Raw genomic sequence first — 16,433 nt, 5'->3', positions numbered from 1 at the left:
TTCTAGAATCCATCATTGATAAAGTTGATCGGAGTGTAAGGTGCCGACTCCTCTAAAATGAAAATCGCATTTTCTTCGTGCGATGTCTTGCTGCGTAGCCTTCCTTATCCAGCGGGACGAGTGGGACAGGTGAGACCCTTTAGGTCGCGCAGCGGCAAAGGGGCTCACTTGTCCAGCAGAAAACGGCTAGCCCCTCGAGGTCAAAAGGGCAAGTGTCCAATAAGTCAAAGAGCGACTTACCGGCCCCTTTCCCTTTTGCTTGTCGGGGCTGAACGAGCCGTTTCTGCTTTTCGCCACACCCCGCGGAAAGCGTGCGCCTGAAACGGAGATCAACTACTTCACTGAATTCTATATAAGCAACATAGTTTACAAAAGCGCAGTTTAAAAAGACGGATAATTTTTTATTTTTAAAATTTAATGTTGACAGTGGTTTACTTGAAAGGTTATTTTAAGTATCAAAGTTAAATAGTTTAATTTCTTATCCAGAGAGGTAGAGGGACTGGCCCTATGAAACCTCGGCAGCAGGCTTATTGAAGCACTGTGCCAATTCCAGCAAGCGTAACGCTTGAAAGATAAGAAGAGCATAGCTGCTGCGTTTTTTCGCCTCTTCTTATTTTTATGGGAAGAGGCTTTTTGTATGGTTTGGTCTACAAAAAAAACGGAGGCATGTGATGACAAAGCAAATTATTTTAAATGCGTTTGAGATGACGAGTGCGATGCATAACTCGCACGGTTTGTGGAAGCACCCTAAGTCTAAGAGACACAGAGGCTATAAAGATTTGAATTATTGGATCGAAATGGCGCGCCTTCTTGAAAGAGGAAAGTTTGATGCCGTCTTTTTTGCAGATGTTCTAGGTGTTTATGACACATATAAGCAAAGCAAGGAACCTTCCATTCACGATGGTCTGCAGATTCCCGTGAACGACGGAGCTTTTGTCATACCGACTATGGCCAGCGTTACAGAGCATTTATCATTTGCTATCACGGTCAGCACAACCTATGAGCAGCCGTTCGGAAATGCAAGGAGGTTCTCGACGCTGGATCATCTTACAAACGGAAGGATTGCGTGGAATGTTGTGACCTCTTATCTGCCGAACGCTGCAAGGAATTTTGGACTGAAGGATATGGTCAAGCATGATAAGCGGTATGAGATCGCCGATGAGTTTCTTGAAGTTTCGTACAAGCTATGGGAGGAAAGCTGGGAGGACGGTGCGATTATAGAGGATGTGGAGAACGGGATTTTAGTAGACTCCTCTAAAGTGCACGAAATTAATCATACGGGCGAATTTTTCAGCGTGGAAGGCCCGCACTTAAGTGAGCCATCACCGCAGCGTACACCCGTTATTTACCAAGCAGGAACGTCAGAGCGCGGCCGTGATTTTTCTGCTAAGCATGCAGAATGTGTGTTTGTTGGCGGTCCAACGCCAGAACGCATTAAGTATTATGCAGATGATATTCGGAAGAGAGCAGTGGAACATGGACGGAATCCTGATCATGTGAAGATTATCTGCTTCTTAACTGTTATCGTGGCAGAAACGACTGAGCAAGCGGAGGCAAAGTACGAAGAATACAACAAGCTGTGGAGTCCAGATGCTGCTAAATCACAGTTTGGCGGAGCAAGCGGGTACGATCTTTCTGAATATGAAAAGCAAGATCAAGATCAGCCGTTTGAGTTTAAGAAAACTGAGCATGGCCACTATAAAGCGGCTTCGCTTACGAAGGATGCTTCGAAACAGCTATCGATTAAAGAGGCACTCGGAAGGCTTGAATCTATTGATCGAAACACCGTCTTTATCGGCAATCCCGTTGAAGTCGCTGATCAAATACAGCATCACTTTGAAACGTCAGGTGTCGATGGGTATAATTTGAACCATCTTGTGACGCCATCTTGCTTAGAAGACTTTATAGATCTTGTCATACCCATTTTGCAGGAACGAGGAATTTATAAAAAAGAATATAAAGATGGTTCGCTCCGGGAAAAATTGTTCAGCCATGGGAGAAGTGTTCTTCCAAATGACCATCCAGGAAGGAAATTTGCCCCGGGACGTCACCTAACTCATTCATAATGAACGACGGCATTTTCAATCTTGCTGAAGTTGCTATACAATAAAAGCAGCATAACAGACAAGGCAGGTTAGTTCATGAGTATTTTATTGGCTGAAAACTTAACTAAAACGTATGGCGAAAAAATATTATTCGATGACATTTCATTCTCTATTTCGGAAAATCAGAGAGTCGGTTTGATCGGAACAAACGGTACAGGAAAATCAACATTGCTGAAGGTGCTCGTGGGCCAGGAATCGGTGGAAAAAGGAAAGCTGACTCATTCCAATGCGTTTCATGTAGAATATGTGCCGCAGCAGCCAGAGCTCGATGAAGAACTGACGGTTCTTGAACAAATCTATTACGGCGACTCTCTTATCATGAAAACGATGAGAGAGTATGAGAAAGCGCTGATGGATCTCGAATTAGATCCTGCTGATGAGAAAAGGCTGACTAAGCTCATGAAAATGCAGCAGCGGATGGATGAAAACGATGCGTGGGAAGCGAACACGATAGCAAAAACGGTGCTGACTAAACTAGGATTAAGCGACTTCTCTCAAACTGTGAAGCATTTATCAGGCGGACAGCAAAAGCGTGTAGCGATCGCAAAAGCTCTTATCCAGCCAGCAGAGCTGCTGATTTTGGATGAGCCGACAAACCATCTAGACAACGATACGATTGAATGGCTCGAGCAATTTTTGTCTCAGTATAAAGGCGCTTTAATCATGGTCACGCATGATCGTTATTTCCTTAACCGTGTGACGAACCAAATTTTTGAGCTCGACCATGGCAGGCTTTTTGCTTATGAAGGCAACTATGAGACGTATCTCGAGAAAAAAGCGGATCGCGAGGAGCGCGAAGCAGCGAGTGAGGATAAGCGGCAAAACCTTCTGCGCCGCGAGCTGGCTTGGCTGCAGCGCGGAGCGAAAGCCCGCACGACAAAGCAGAAAGCGCGCATTCATCGTGCAGAGGAGCTGCAGGAGATTAAAGGTCCGCAGAAACAAGGCAATATAGAGTTTGCCATCGGGTCACAGCGTCTCGGGAAAAAAGTAATTGAACTTCAAGATGTTTCTAAAGCGCTTGGCGGCAGAACACTGATCAACAGGCTGGATTATTTAATGGTACCGGGAGAGCGTCTTGGAATTGTTGGACCGAACGGAAGCGGCAAGACAACGCTTTTGAACTTAATCGCCGGCAGGCTTCAGCCTGACAGCGGTACGGTCGAGATCGGCGAAACGGTCAAGATCGGCTATTACACACAAAACCATGATGAGATTGACGGCTCCCTCCGAATGATCGATTACATCAAGGAAGCGGCTTCCGTCATTTATACGGTTGACGGAACAGCAATAACGGCTGAGCAGATGCTCGAGCGGTTTCTGTTTCATAGATCACAGCAATATACGTTTATCCGCAAGCTGTCTGGCGGTGAGCGCCGCCGACTTTATTTGCTGCGTGTCTTAATGGGCGAACCGAACGTACTGTTTTTGGATGAGCCGACGAACGATTTGGATATTCAGACTCTCTCTATTCTAGAGGATTATCTTGATCATTTTCCTGGTGTCGTCGTTACCGTTTCGCATGACCGGTATTTTCTTGACCGCGTAGTTGACCGTTTGCTCGCCTTTGAAGGGGATGGCGAAATTCGCCGTTATCAAGGGGCATACAGCGAGTATATGGAAGAGAAGCGCGAGCGGGATGCAGCAGCAGCGGCTCAGCTTTCAGCAGAACGTGCGGTTGAAGCGAATCAGCAGAAAAAAGAAGGCCGGAAAAAGAAGCTGTCGTACAAAGAACAGCAGGAATGGGATACGATTGAAGACCGCATCATGGGCCTCGAAGAGCGAAAAAGCGAGCTGGAACAGGCGATTATCGCAGCCGGCAGTGATATTGGCAAGATCAATGAGCTTTTCGCTGAACAGAAGAAGATAGAGGACGAACTGGAAACAACGATGGAGCGGTGGGAAGAACTGTCGCTGCTTGTGGAAGAATTGAATAGCTAGTATGGAAGCCTTCTGAGTGGATCAGGAGGCTTTTTTATGTAAGCTTTTCAGCATACAGGGGGAGTTTCCGTGTCGAAATTTGTAGAATGGCACAAATCTTTTTAAAACGGCACATAGTTCTTTAATTTTGGAAGATATCCTTTTAAGATGGCACATAACCTCTGAAAATGGCACATATCCGAACTTTCGGGAACATTCAGTAATTTACCAAGTTATTTAAAACTGAAAAAATAACAATATTAGCCAAAATAAGGGCGTTTCTATCCATTTTCTTGAAGGTTCTAGCTGATTAATTATAAAAACTCCCTAAAAGAATAAGCAAAATCCGTAATTTATCGATTTTCCATTAATAATCCGGTTATGTATGATGAATTTCATAACAGTAAGCGGAGAGTGATTGCATGATTGTTAAGAAAAAGACTAAATCAATAAGGTTGATGAAGCTCGAGGCATTATTAAGACGAATGGGACCTGATCATCCGAAGAGACAGGCTGTGCAAGAGGAATTTGCTCGTCACTATGCAGGTTATAAGGGAGAACACTCAATTGATTACTATTTGCGTATGCTGCTTGAAAAAGAAAATTTTATCCTTTATGATGTGAGGCTTCTTTCCAAGCATGGTACCTATTTTCAAATAGATACGATCATAGTGTTTGCCAAAATGATTATGATTTTAGAAGTGAAGAATTTTCAAGGTGATATCTTTTTAGATTCGGAAGTCGATCAGATGGTACGGACAAGAAATGGCGTTGAAGAAGGTTTTCCAAACCCGTTGTCACAGCTTAATTTGCAGCATATGCAGCTTTCAGGATGGCTCAAACTTCATAAGTTTCCGAATGTACCGATTGAATCCCTGGTTGTTTTTACTAACCCCTTATCCATCGTCCGCTCAAATTCTAAGGAACAGCTTCAAAAGGTTGCTAAAGGAGCGAGCCTGATCACCAAAATTCAAAATTGCCTAGACCGTTATTCCACAGAAGCCTTTACTAAAAAAGAGTGCAAGAAGGCCATCAACTATTTGATGAAAAATCACACTCCGCATAATCCAGACATCATGCAAACTTTTCAAATAAGAGAACATGAAATTCAGAAAGGTGTTCAATGCTCAGCATGTGGAGCATTCAGTATGATTTGGAAAGTTGCAAAGTGGCACTGTATCAAGTGTCCGTTTAATTCAAGAACGGCTCACAAAGAAACAATCATGGATTATTCACTCCTTTTAAAAGAGCAATTTAAAAACAGAGATATTCGAGCATTTATAAGTTTAAGTTCTAGGAAAACAGTTCACCGTATCATTCATTCATTGAGTCCTATAATAATTGGTTCTAAAAAGGGAATGCGTTATATGCTTTCATATGAATAAACAAAAACCCCCACTCTAAACTTTCAAAGTGAGGGTTTAACTTATTAAAATACCTTTGTTGTCCAGCTTTCGCAGTTCCAGACATCAGTGGCAACTTCTTTATAAAATTCAGGTTCGTGGGAGATCAAGATGATGCTTCCTTTGTAAGCTTTTAAAGCGCGTTTGAGCTCTTCTTTAGCATCCACGTCCAGGTGGTTTGTCGGCTCATCGAGCACGAGCAGGTTCGTCTCATTGTTAATCAGCTTACATAATCGGACCTTCGCTTTTTCTCCTCCACTCAGCACTTCGACCTTGCTTTCAATATGCTTAGTCGTCAGCCCGCATTTTGCAAGTGCCGCACGCACCTCGTGGTGAGAGAATCCAGGGAATTCGCTCCAGATTTCTTCAATACACGTGTTATAGTTCGCTGTTTTTACCTCTTGCTGAAAGTATCCGACTTCCTGATGCTCGCCGCGTTCGACAGATCCAGAGACTGGCTTGATCTCGCCTAGAATGCTGCGGAGCAATGTTGTCTTACCGATTCCGTTTGCACCGACAAGAGCAATCTTCTGGCCCCGCTCCATGCGCAGGTTCAGCGGCTTTGATAACGGCTCGTCATAGCCGATAACAAGGTCCTTTGTTTCAAAAATCAGCTTGCCTGAAGTACGGCCTTGCTTAAAGTTAAACTCCGGCTTCGGCTTTTCTTTTGCCAGCTCGATAACATCCATCTTATCAAGCTTCTTTTGACGCGACATCGCCATGTTTCTTGTTGATACACGTGCTTTATTGCGTGCAACGAAATCCTTCAGCTGTGCCATTTCAGCCTGCTGTTTTTTATAAGCAGATTCGAGCTGAGATTTTTTCATCTCATAAATGCCCATGAAGTTGTCATAGTCCCCGACATAGCGGTTTAGTTCCTGATTTTCCATGTGGTAGATCAAGTTAATAACGCTGTTAAGGAACGGGATATCATGCGAGATGAGGATAAATGCGTTCTCATACTCTTGAAGGTAGCGCTTGAGCCACTCAATATGAACCTCGTCAAGATAGTTAGTAGGCTCATCGAGGAGCAGAATGTCTGGCTTTTCAAGCAATAGCTTGGCAAGAAGGACCTTCGTACGCTGTCCGCCGCTCAAATCGTTTACATCACGCTCAAGACCGATATCCTCTAGCCCTAGTCCGCGCGCGATTTCCTCAACTTTTGCATCAATGATATAAAAATCATTGTTAGTAAGCGTATCCTGCAGGACGCCGACATCCTCGAGAAGCTTCTCAAGCTCTTCTGGTGTCGCTTCGCCCATTTTTTCATAGATAGCGTTCATTTCCGCTTCCATGTCCAGCATGTATTGAAACGCGCTTTTTAGTACGTCGCGGATTGTCATGCCTTTTTGCAGCACAGTATGCTGATCGAGATAGCCGATGCGTGCTTTTTTAGCCCATTCAACTTTTCCTTCATCGGGCTTCAGTTTGCCTGTGATTATGTTCATGAAGGTTGATTTACCTTCACCATTCGCACCGATCAGGCCGATGTGCTCGCCTTTTAGCAGGCGGAATGACACATCATTAAAAATTGCACGGTCGCCAAAGCCGTGACTCAAGTTCGTTACTGATAAAATACTCATCTATAGAACACCTTTTTCTGTCAGAAGTCTCATACTGCTTCATTATAGTATTGAATAGGAATTGACTCAACAGCCTCAACGAAAAAAAGCTTCCCTCAAAAGAGAGAAGCGCACTGTGTGTTTGAATGTATTTTAAAAAGGCCGTTTTCGTAACCATTGTTGCTTTTAGAAATCAGAGAAGCAGTTGATCTGCGTTTCAGGCGCACGCTTTCCGCGGGGTGTGCGGTGAGCCCCTTTGCCGCTACGCGCCCTAAAGGGTCTCACCTGTCCCACTGATCCCGCCGGAGTCGGCACCTTACACTCAGATCAACTTGATCAATGATGTATTCAAAGATGATTAAGCTACTGTGATAAAAGAATATCTCATGTTTGAGGCATTGGTATTTTAACTTAGAGCGCAGAGGTGATGTCGGAAAATTTCTTTACAGACCAAACCCTTCAAAATAAACAATCTGTTAGGGAAAAGCCTTTACAAAGACAAAAACGGATGTCTCCGCAGGTTACAAAAAAGAGAAAAAAGGGTAAATTTTTCATAATTAAAATTAAGGGAGCGAAAATTAATGAGACGGACACCTATCATGGCTGTAATAGTTGGTATACTGATTGGCATCGTTCAGGTTATTCTTGGCTTGCGTTTATTATTTAAATTGTTTGGCGCTAATGAAGCTGCTCCGTTTGTTCAGTTTGTGCTTAGTCTCAGCGAGCCGCTGCTTTATCCGTTCCGTTCTATTTTCCCAATGGTGGATGTCGGCAGGTTTGAACTGGAACTTTCAACCCTGGTCGCCATTATCGTTTATGGAATTGCCGGCTATTTCTTGAGACGTCTTTTCATGATCGGGCATACGAAACGCGATCGTGATGTGGTTATCAGAGAACGGGACACAACGAGGGGATTATAAAAAGGAGCTGCTACGGCTCCTTTTAATGATTGTTACTTTTCGTCTTGTGTACGGTTTTTGAATGCTTCTTTTGTTACGAATGATTCTGAATCGGTTTCATCTGATGCCTGCACGATGCGAGGCTGGAGGCTGTTATCCGGAAACCTGCCGGGATGGCCTTTTTTCTTATGTTCAAATTCTTTTCCGCGTGACATGCTATTCACCCCTTTTCTACTTCATTTTTTCCCTTTGAGGTGAAAATATGTTTCTGAAACTTTTCTCTATCGAAAACGTTGGAATAGTTAAAGGACAGACAAAGGAGTGAGCGTGGATGCAAACGGCTTATTTCAAGGATAATTTCTTTTCAAGAGGGCTTACCGAAATATTTAATGAGAAAAAAGAAAAGACTGGATACCTTGATTTAAAGAGTGCTTTAACGTCTTCAGTGTCAGTTTGCGGGCTGGATCACAGGACACTCATTGAGGGCCGATTCAGCGGGTTTTTCAGAAGCAGGTGGACTGTCACCAACCAAAATAAAGAGGAAATTGGCTGGCTAAAGCATAAGCTGACGTTCACTAAAAAAGTTTTTGTCTATGAGACAGGAAACAGGGGAAGCTTTTCAATTGTTTCTAAGACGTTTTCTAGAGAGTACCGTGTTTTTGATGCACAGGAAAACGAAATCGCAGTCTTTGAAAAGGTGAACGGATTTTTCGAGAGCAGCTCGTATAAGCTCATCAGCCGATCACAGATTCTGTCAATAGAGGAGCTTACAGCTGTAGTAATGGGTGTGAACATGATTGAAAAGATGAACAACAGTGCGGCTCCTATGGGCGGCGCGGTGACATAATAATGGAGGATTTTTCAGAATACATAAAGGAAATGGTTAGTTCTTTCAACGGTAATGCAAGCATTATGATAGAGGGAAAAATGAATGCTGAATGGAACAGCAGCTTACGGGTGAGATCCGCAAGTCTAATAAAGCTGGCGGTAATGCTGGAAGTCTTTCGTCAGGCTGAACAAGGCAGTCTCAGTTTAACTGCACCAATAAAGGTTTCATCCCACTGCATGACAGGAGGATCTGGAGTCCTGAAAACTTTGGAGGTTGATCGAACATTTAGCATTCTAGAACTCGTTACTCTAATGATTACCGTTTCTGATAACTCAGCAACAAACAAGCTGATTGATCTTATTGGAATAAACCGGATTAATTCATTTTGTAAGGATATCGGCTGCTGCGAAACAGTGATCCAGCGGAGAATGATGGATCTTCATTCTGATAAAGATAATTGGACAAGTGCCCGGGATACGGTGACGATGCTGAAGCAGATTTTGAGATCTCCTTTTCAAAACGAAATGCTCAGCATTCTGTGCAGTCAGCAGTTCCGTCACAAGCTTCCTGCACTAATGAACCCTTGCTTGGCAGTAGGCAGCAAGACAGGCGAACTTCCGGGATTAGAGCATGATGCCGCAATAATTGTGAAAGATGAAGGGGAGCCTGTGATTGCCGCTGTTCTCTTGAGTGATTTTAAAAACAGCAATGACGCCATCATGCTTCATCGAAATATCGGGGAGCTTTTGTCCAAATTTATGATGAATAATTTGTCCTGATAGCGAATAGATTGTACAAAACTAAATACAACCACATCCAGGATACTTGCTTATATGATAAACCCGCATTCAATGCTGCTTTTTTGAATGTGGGTTTTTTGTGCAGACAGGTATACCCTTGAAGGAGGTGAGGGGAAAAATTTGATAAAATCGGGAATTCCTACTTGACGGATTGGAATAGTTATATTACTTTAAGTAAGCGACTATTTTTAAAGAGGGGGAACCCAGGATGACAACAACTTACCTGGTATTGTTGAATCTCGCCGTTATGGCAGTATTGCTTGGCGTTTTAGTGTATATGCAGCGCAAACACGTTTCATTTTCAAAGCGTGTATTTACCGGTCTCGGACTCGGAATTATATTTGGATTAATTCTTCAGTATGCGTATGAACCTGGATCTGAAGCGGTTGCGAAATCAGCAGATTGGTTTTCGCTGGTAGGCGGCGGTTATGTTACGTTCCTAAAAATGATCGTGATGCCACTTGTGTTTATTTCAATCTTATCGGCTTTTACAAAAATGAAGCTTTCTAATAACATCGGTAAAATCTCCACTTGGATTATTGGTCTTCTGATTGCGACTACAGCAGTAGCTGCTGCAGTCGGTATCGCTTCAGCGGTAGCATTTGACCTGGAAGCTGTGCAGATTGAGCAGGGTGATGCGGAGAACGCACGCGGTCAGGAACTTGAAGGGACTTTTGGTACAGTAAAAGATTTAACGCTGCCTCAGCAGATCTTATCGCTGCTCCCGGCTAATCCGTTCTTAGACTTTACAGGAGCTCGTCCGACTTCAACGATTGCAATTGTAATCTTTGCCGCTTTCTTAGGTCTTGCTTATTTAGGGGTTAAAAAGAAAAACGAAGAGCAGGCCGCTACGTTTGCAGGGATTGTTGATGCCTTCTACGGAGTTATCATGAGAGTAGTAACACTGATTCTGCGCCTGACGCCATATGGAGTATTGGCGATCATGACAAAAACCGTTGCATTGAGTGACCTAGACGCGATCACGAAGCTCGGAAAGTTTGTCATTGCTTCCTATGTTGCACTGCTTGTCATGTTCCTCATCCATTTAGCGATGATTACATTCTCAGGGCTTAATCCTGTAACATATATGAGAAAAGCGTTCCCGGTACTGTCTTTTGCCTTCACATCACGTACAAGTGCAGGGGCACTGCCTCTGAACATCCGTACACAAAAAAGCCTTGGTGTTCCAGACGGAATTGCTAACTTTTCCGGTTCATTTGGCTTATCGATCGGACAGAATGGCTGTGCAGGAATTTATCCAGCCATGCTCGCTGTAATGATCGCGCCGACTGTGGGGATTGACCCGCTTTCACCAAGCTTTATCGCAACACTTATCGCCATCGTCGCATTAAGCTCGTTTGGAGTAGCTGGGGTTGGCGGAGGAGCTACATTTGCAGCACTTCTTGTCCTTTCAGCGATGGATCTTCCGATCGCGCTGGCAGGGCTTCTGATCTCAGTAGAGCCGCTGATTGACATGGGGCGAACAGCAGTAAACGTCAGCGGAGCCATGACATCTGGTATCGTCACAAGCAGACTGCAAAACGAGCTGGACACAGATGTCTACAACGATGCTGATAATCAAGTTGAAGTGAGCGCATAAACACTGGGGTACGGTACTAGCCATATTCGATGCTTGTATTTGCTCACTATAATAGAAAAGGGGTCCGGTACCTTCGTGGTACCGGACCCCTTTTCATTTTTTATGCCAAGAATATACCCCAAAAGATAATAATCAATAAAGGTGTGAAGGCTGTACATAAAGGGTAAAATTCTACAATAGATGTTAAGGGAGGAAAATCCTGCACTGGTAAAAAACCGTTTAATCTTCCAGCAGAAGAAGCAGCTTCCAAAAATATGAACGTTTTTTGACCAAAGTGTGAAGAAGTTGTGAGCTTTGTTTGAAATTCTCGTGACACTTTCACAACGCAGATAACTTTTGTGTTAACGTTTGGTAGGATGTTAACAGAAAGTAAACATTAGGTACTTAACCAAAGTTTTCTTGTGAGGTAATTCACAAGCGACAAACATAGAAAGGAAGGTGGACCTGGTGATGCGACGGTTAAAGCCGTTTTTTACATTCGGGTTATTGATGGCCGTACTCATGCTAAGCGGCTGCAGCGAAATGGTTATATTAGATCCGAAAGGGCCAGTAGGGCAGCAACAAAAGGACCTTATTCTGTATTCAATTGGATTTATGACATTTATTCTAATTGTCGTTTATGCACTTACTGCTTTTATTGTTTATAAATATCGTGATCGAAAAAATCATAAAGGCTATGATCCTGATAATGAAGGAAGTCATTTGCTTGAAACGATTTGGTGGATCATTCCGATTATTATTACGATTGCATTGGCGGTTCCTACGGTTAAGACGATCTATTCTCTAGAAGGACCTCCTGAAGAGACTAAAGATCAAAAACCATTAGTGATTCATGCTACATCTGTCGATTGGAAATGGGTGTTTACTTACCCTGAGCAAGACATAGAAACTGTTAACTATCTTCATATTCCAGAAGATCGGCCAGTATTATTTAAGCTCACTTCTGCTGATTCAATGGCATCATTTTGGGTTCCGCAATTAGGCGGCCAAAAGTATGCGATGGCGGGTATGGAGACAAAGCTTTATCTGCAGGCTGACGAGCAAGGTACGTATGAAGGACGCAACTCTAACTTTACTGGAGAAGGGTTCACTGATCATACGTTTGATGTTATGTCCATGTCTGATAAAGAGTTTGAAAAATGGGTTAGCGAGACAAAAACCGATGCTCCAGAGTTAACGAAGGAGCAGTACGATAAACTGATGCTTCCTGGTCACGTTAAGGAGATGACTTTCTCTTCTACTCATTTAGGATGGGTCAACCATGCTGATGAGGCAGATTATGCGATGAAAGCTCGTGAGCGTTTAGGTTATGAGCCTAAGATCCCGCACTCAAAAGCTGCAAAAGAAGAAAAGAAAAAGCGTGAAGAAGAGAAGAAGAAGCAAGAAGAATCAGAGTCTCATGGGGATTCTCATGCCCATTAACAGAGGAGGCATTTCAATATGAAATGGGATGAATTTTTCGTAACAGGTGACCCGTTAATCTATGGTGCAGACGTATCCATTGTATTGACGATGGTGGGTATCCTGTTTTATCTTACAAAATTTAAAAAATGGAAATGGCTGTGGGACGAATGGCTCACAACTGTAGATCATAAAAAGCTTGGTATCATGTATATCGTTTCCGCTGTGCTGATGATGTTCCGCGGCGGGGTAGATGCACTCTTAATGAGGGCACAGCTCGCAGTTCCAGAGGCGAATTTCCTCGATTCACAGCACTATAACGAAATTTTTACAACTCACGGTACGATCATGATCATCTTCATGGCAATGCCGTTCTTGATTGGTTTGATAAACGTAGTTGTTCCATTACAAATCGGAGCACGTGACGTAGCTTATCCTTATTTAAATGCAGTCAGTTTCTGGACGTTCTTTATCGGTGCGATGTTATTCAACATCTCATTCGTAATCGGCGGTTCGCCATCGGCGGGCTGGACGAGTTACATGCCGCTTGCGAGTAATGAACTGAGTCCTGGGCCTGGCCAGAACTACTACTTGCTCGGTCTGCAGATAGCGGGGATTGGTACGCTCTTAACCGGTATTAACTTCTTAGTTACAATCCTTAAGATGCGTGCACCTGGAATGACATTGTTCCGTATGCCGATGTTTACATGGTCATCACTAGTAACAATGGTTATCATTATTTTCGCTTTCCCGATCCTTACAGTTGCACTAGTACTTATGACATTTGACCGTTTATTTGGAAGTCATTTCTTCACACTGCAAGGAGAAGGAATGGATATGCTTTGGGCAAACCTCTTCTGGTTATGGGGCCACCCAGAGGTATATATCGTTATTCTTCCGGCATTCGGTATGTTCTCTGAGATCATCTCTACGTTCTCTAAGAAAACATTGTTTGGTTATAAAGCCATGATCTGGTCTATGCTTCTTATTGCAGGATACAGCTTCTTGGTTTGGGTCCACCACTTCTTTACGATGGGTTCAGGAGCAGTCGTTAACTCCGTATTCTCTATCACAACGATGGCGATCGGTATTCCGACAGGGGTTAAGATATTTAACTGGCTCTTCACGATGTATAGGGGAAGGATAGAATTTACAACCCCAATGCTTTGGTCACTAGGCTTTATCGTGAACTTTGTTGTCGGCGGTGTTACAGGTGTCATGCTTGCTATGGCAGCTGCAGACTATCAGTACCACAACACATACTTCCTGGTATCTCACTTCCACTATGTGTTGATCGCGGGTACAGTGTTTGCATGTTTTGCCGGCTTGATTTTCTGGTATCCAAAGATGTTTGGCTACAAGCTGAACGAACGTATCGGTAAATGGGTTTTCTGGATCTTCACGATTGGATTTAACGTATGTTTCATGCCGCAGTACTTCCTTGGTCTAGACGGTATGCCAAGACGTGTCTACACGTACAGTGAAGAATCTGGCTGGGGTCCATTGAACATGGTTTCTACAATCGGCGGATTCATGATGGGTATCGCATTCGTCATTCTTGTTTACAACATTTATTACAGCTTCCGCTTTGCGAAGCGTGAAACGACTGGAGATGCTTGGAATGGACGTACACTTGAATGGTCTACTCCATCACCGATGCCTCCATTCTATAACTTTGCAAAAATTCCAGAGGTAACAGGTCTTGACCACTTCTGGAAACAAAAGCAGGCTGGAAAAGTTGAGAAATTAAAAGCCGAAGATATTAAGAAGATTCATATGCCTAGCAACTCTGGTGTTCCGTTCATCATGGCTTCATTCTTCTTTGTAGCCGGATTCGGAATGGTATTCGATTGGATGTGGATGGGCATCGCCGGAATGATCGGTGTATTTGGAACATTGATCTACCGTTCATTCGAGTACGACGATGGATATTATGTAAGTGTTGAAGAAGTAATCGAAACAGAAAAGATTTCAAAATAAGGAGGCGTGAAAAATGGCACATACAGAAACACACGACCCCAACACGCCTTTAGAGTATCGTTCGGAGATTGGGCGTCTAAACATTCTCGGTTTCTGGATTTTCCTAGGGGCAGAAATAGCGCTTTTTGCAACATTATTTGCGACTTATATGGTATTAACACATCGTATCGCAGATGGACCTGCACTTGGTGAACTGTTTGAAGTAAAGAGTTTGCTGATTCAAACCTTCTTGCTTCTAACGAGTAGTTTCACTTGCGGACTTGCGGTACATGAGATGCGCCGTCAGAACGTTAAAGGGCTGATCACATGGATGGCCATAACGCTTGGTCTTGGTCTGGGATTCCTGTACTTCGAGATTCAGGAGTTCTTGCACTTCATTCATGAAGGTGCAAACATCGGTACGAGTGCAGCCTGGTCAGGATTCTTTGTTCTTGTTGGAACTCACGGTGCCCACGTAACGTTTGGTATCTTCTGGGTAACGATGGTCTTGATCCAAGTGGCAAAGCGCGGTCTTACGCCAGCCACTTCTGCAAAAGTTTTTATCACCAGTCTATACTGGCACTTCTTAGACGTAGTGTGGATCTTTATCTTCACAGCTGTTTATCTGATGGGGATGGTGATGCATCATGGCTAATAAAACGGCAGTTAATGAACACCACGGCTTCCCGTGGAAGCATTTAATCGGTTTCGTGCTCTCCATCGTGCTTACTTTGTTTGCACTATGGGTCGCACTGGGTACTGATTTATCATTGACGTGGATTTTAATCATCATTTTCGGTTTTGCGTTCTTGCAAGCTGCTCTGCAGCTGCTGATGTTCATGCACGTGACGGAGAACTCGACTAAGAGTAATCTTACGAGCCGCGTGCAGATCGGTAATATATTGTTTGCAGCTTTCGTTGCCATCGTTATCGTCATTGGGTCTGTATGGGTAATGACAGCAGGCCACGCTAAGCATGATAAGCATGACGAGCCGAAGACCGAGAACCAAGAAAATCATGGTGAGCACGAAAGTCACTAATGAATATAATGCGAAAAGCCTCTTGCTACAAAATAGCAGGAGGCTTTTTTTATGTCATTATTTTCTTTTTGTGCAAAAAACATAACTCTAAAAAGAGGGCATATTGCTCGGCATCACGGCTTTATTTGAATTACTTACACTCCAAGCAAGCACAGTCGTGCTGTCTGTTCCTTTGTTATAGTGTACATCGTCTAGTAGTGATTGCACAGCATATATAGGGTCGTGGTCCTCAAAGCGCTGGTAAATCGTCTGAGGATCCGCGAATGGCTCGTTTGGACATTCTATAAGTCCATCGGTAGCGAGAATGATATAGTTGTTTCCATGCCGCAGCTCTCTGCGTCCTGTTGAATAACACGGAACATCTAAATCGAACGTATTTACCTGGCCGATCCATTCATAAAAGTTTCGTTGATTCAGCTGCTGCTGGCCAAAAGAACGCAGCTCGTTGGCAAACAAAAACAACAGGTTGTCTCCGACTGAAAACCACCATAAATAATTATCTTTGCGTACCGCGATCAAGCAGGCTGTTTCGCCTTTGATTTCTGAACATTTTCTCTTGAATGAATCAGACTGAAAAATAGACAGTATTTTTTCTTCAAGCCGAGGCAGACAGAATGAAGCTGGCTTGTTTAGAAGTACATGTATGGATTCCCGGCAGCTTTCTAAAGCATCGACTACCAGTTCAGCACTTTGTGCGGTATTGTGAGCATCCAATACAACAGCAAACTCCCAATTATATTCTTTGTTGCACCATACTAGGCAGCCGTCTTCGTTCTTTTTAGCACCTGCAGAAGAGTGCCCGCCATACCTGCCAATCGTAATGCAGCCAGCCTTCGTCACAGCCGGTGTATCGAGCAGCATATCATCACTGCCAACCCAGCTGAAGGAGGTTCTTAATAGTTCCATCGATTCACCCCG

The 16,433-nt window shown here is 43.6% G+C and carries 14 protein-coding genes and 1 riboswitch; of the genes, 11 read left to right on the top strand and 3 right to left on the bottom strand.

Annotation, left to right across the window (positions count from 1 at the left end; translation table 11 throughout):
• The first annotated feature begins 475 nt into the window (after positions 1-475).
• Positions 476-579: riboswitch (SAM riboswitch) on the top strand.
• A gap of 92 nt (positions 580-671) precedes the next feature.
• The 3 genes from CGZ90_RS16090 (at position 672) to CGZ90_RS16080 (ending at position 5,407) form a co-directional block, all read left to right on the top strand.
• Positions 672-2,066: an LLM class flavin-dependent oxidoreductase gene (locus CGZ90_RS16090; protein WP_094253544.1), complete on the top strand. Its 1,395-nt coding sequence runs from the start codon at positions 672-674 to the stop codon at positions 2,064-2,066.
• A 75-nt stretch (positions 2,067-2,141) separates the two neighbouring features.
• Positions 2,142-4,043: an ABC transporter ATP-binding protein gene (locus tag CGZ90_RS16085; RefSeq protein WP_094253543.1), complete on the top strand. Its 1,902-nt coding sequence runs from the start codon at positions 2,142-2,144 to the stop codon at positions 4,041-4,043.
• A 401-nt stretch (positions 4,044-4,444) separates the two neighbouring features.
• Positions 4,445-5,407, top strand: coding sequence for a nuclease-related domain-containing protein (locus CGZ90_RS16080; RefSeq protein ID WP_094253542.1), 963 nt, complete (start codon positions 4,445-4,447; stop codon positions 5,405-5,407).
• A gap of 44 nt (positions 5,408-5,451) precedes the next feature.
• Here the strand turns inward: CGZ90_RS16080 and CGZ90_RS16075 are convergent, their stop codons facing one another.
• Positions 5,452-7,008, bottom strand: a complete 1,557-nt coding sequence (locus CGZ90_RS16075; RefSeq protein ID WP_094253541.1) for an ABC-F family ATP-binding cassette domain-containing protein — start codon at positions 7,006-7,008, stop codon at positions 5,452-5,454.
• 560 nt (positions 7,009-7,568) lie between these two features.
• Here CGZ90_RS16075 and CGZ90_RS16070 point away from each other — a divergent pair.
• Positions 7,569-7,907 carry a YggT family protein gene (locus CGZ90_RS16070; RefSeq protein WP_094253540.1) on the top strand — a complete coding sequence of 113 codons (339 nt, stop codon included), beginning with the start codon at positions 7,569-7,571 and terminating at the stop codon, positions 7,905-7,907.
• Between the two features lie 32 nt (positions 7,908-7,939).
• Here the strand turns inward: CGZ90_RS16070 and CGZ90_RS20825 are convergent, their stop codons facing one another.
• Positions 7,940-8,101: a hypothetical protein gene (locus tag CGZ90_RS20825; RefSeq protein WP_165766887.1), complete on the bottom strand. Its 162-nt coding sequence runs from the start codon at positions 8,099-8,101 to the stop codon at positions 7,940-7,942.
• 116 nt (positions 8,102-8,217) lie between these two features.
• Here CGZ90_RS20825 and CGZ90_RS16065 point away from each other — a divergent pair, with 116 nt between their 5' ends.
• From CGZ90_RS16065 to qoxD, 7 genes are all read left to right on the top strand, one after another.
• Positions 8,218-8,733, top strand: coding sequence for a hypothetical protein (locus tag CGZ90_RS16065; protein ID WP_094253539.1), 516 nt, complete (start codon positions 8,218-8,220; stop codon positions 8,731-8,733).
• An 80-nt stretch (positions 8,734-8,813) separates the two neighbouring features.
• Entirely contained in the window at positions 8,814-9,494 is a 681-nt protein-coding gene (locus CGZ90_RS16060; RefSeq protein WP_165766886.1) for a serine hydrolase, read from the top strand.
• A gap of 229 nt (positions 9,495-9,723) precedes the next feature.
• Positions 9,724-11,115, top strand: coding sequence for an L-cystine transporter (locus CGZ90_RS16055; protein ID WP_240515454.1), 1,392 nt, complete (start codon positions 9,724-9,726; stop codon positions 11,113-11,115).
• A 447-nt stretch (positions 11,116-11,562) separates the two neighbouring features.
• The gene (gene qoxA, locus CGZ90_RS16050) at positions 11,563-12,537 is read left to right on the top strand and encodes a cytochrome aa3 quinol oxidase subunit II (protein WP_379675192.1); all 975 of its coding nucleotides are present in this window, start codon (positions 11,563-11,565) and stop codon (positions 12,535-12,537) included.
• Positions 12,538-12,555: 18 nt separating this feature from the next.
• On the top strand, positions 12,556-14,496 hold the full coding sequence (gene qoxB, locus CGZ90_RS16045) for a cytochrome aa3 quinol oxidase subunit I (protein WP_094253536.1): 1,941 nt from the start codon (positions 12,556-12,558) through the stop codon (positions 14,494-14,496).
• Positions 14,497-14,509: 13 nt separating this feature from the next.
• Positions 14,510-15,130, top strand: a complete 621-nt coding sequence (qoxC, locus tag CGZ90_RS16040; protein ID WP_094253535.1) for a cytochrome aa3 quinol oxidase subunit III — start codon at positions 14,510-14,512, stop codon at positions 15,128-15,130.
• Positions 15,123-15,515 (top strand): cytochrome aa3 quinol oxidase subunit IV, encoded by a 393-nt coding sequence (gene qoxD / locus CGZ90_RS16035; RefSeq protein WP_094253534.1) that lies wholly within the window; start codon positions 15,123-15,125, stop codon positions 15,513-15,515. The genes qoxC and qoxD overlap by 8 nt, the downstream gene beginning before the upstream one ends.
• Before the next feature lie 87 nt (positions 15,516-15,602).
• On the opposite strand, the gene CGZ90_RS16030 is transcribed toward qoxD, so the two are convergent.
• Positions 15,603-16,421 (bottom strand): PP2C family serine/threonine-protein phosphatase, encoded by an 819-nt coding sequence (locus tag CGZ90_RS16030; RefSeq protein WP_094253533.1) that lies wholly within the window; start codon positions 16,419-16,421, stop codon positions 15,603-15,605.
• Positions 16,422-16,433 lie beyond the last annotated feature (12 nt).

Origin of the sequence: Fictibacillus aquaticus, from assembly GCF_002245695.1 — a bacterium.
GTDB lineage: Bacteria > Bacillota > Bacilli > Bacillales > Fictibacillaceae > Fictibacillus > Fictibacillus aquaticus.
The sequence above is the reverse complement of the archived record's forward strand: the minus strand, read 5'-3'. Positions and strand labels throughout refer to the sequence as shown.

Excerpts from the sequence above, each read along its gene's own strand:
- CGZ90_RS16090 (WP_094253544.1), top strand. The coding sequence starts at position 672 with ATGACAAAGCAAATTATTTTAAATGCGTTTGAGATGACGAGTGCGATG.
- CGZ90_RS16085 (WP_094253543.1), top strand. The coding sequence starts at position 2,142 with ATGAGTATTTTATTGGCTGAAAACTTAACTAAAACGTATGGCGAAAAA.
- CGZ90_RS16080 (WP_094253542.1), top strand. The coding sequence starts at position 4,445 with ATGATTGTTAAGAAAAAGACTAAATCAATAAGGTTGATGAAGCTCGAG.
- CGZ90_RS16075 (WP_094253541.1), bottom strand. The coding sequence starts at position 7,008 with ATGAGTATTTTATCAGTAACGAACTTGAGTCACGGCTTTGGCGACCGT.
- CGZ90_RS16070 (WP_094253540.1), top strand. The coding sequence starts at position 7,569 with ATGAGACGGACACCTATCATGGCTGTAATAGTTGGTATACTGATTGGC.
- CGZ90_RS20825 (WP_165766887.1), bottom strand. The coding sequence starts at position 8,101 with ATGTCACGCGGAAAAGAATTTGAACATAAGAAAAAAGGCCATCCCGGC.
- CGZ90_RS16065 (WP_094253539.1), top strand. The coding sequence starts at position 8,218 with ATGCAAACGGCTTATTTCAAGGATAATTTCTTTTCAAGAGGGCTTACC.
- CGZ90_RS16060 (WP_165766886.1), top strand. The coding sequence starts at position 8,814 with ATGAATGCTGAATGGAACAGCAGCTTACGGGTGAGATCCGCAAGTCTA.
- CGZ90_RS16055 (WP_240515454.1), top strand. The coding sequence starts at position 9,724 with ATGACAACAACTTACCTGGTATTGTTGAATCTCGCCGTTATGGCAGTA.
- qoxB (WP_094253536.1), top strand. The coding sequence starts at position 12,556 with ATGAAATGGGATGAATTTTTCGTAACAGGTGACCCGTTAATCTATGGT.
- qoxC (WP_094253535.1), top strand. The coding sequence starts at position 14,510 with ATGGCACATACAGAAACACACGACCCCAACACGCCTTTAGAGTATCGT.
- qoxD (WP_094253534.1), top strand. The coding sequence starts at position 15,123 with ATGGCTAATAAAACGGCAGTTAATGAACACCACGGCTTCCCGTGGAAG.
- CGZ90_RS16030 (WP_094253533.1), bottom strand. The coding sequence starts at position 16,421 with ATGGAACTATTAAGAACCTCCTTCAGCTGGGTTGGCAGTGATGATATG.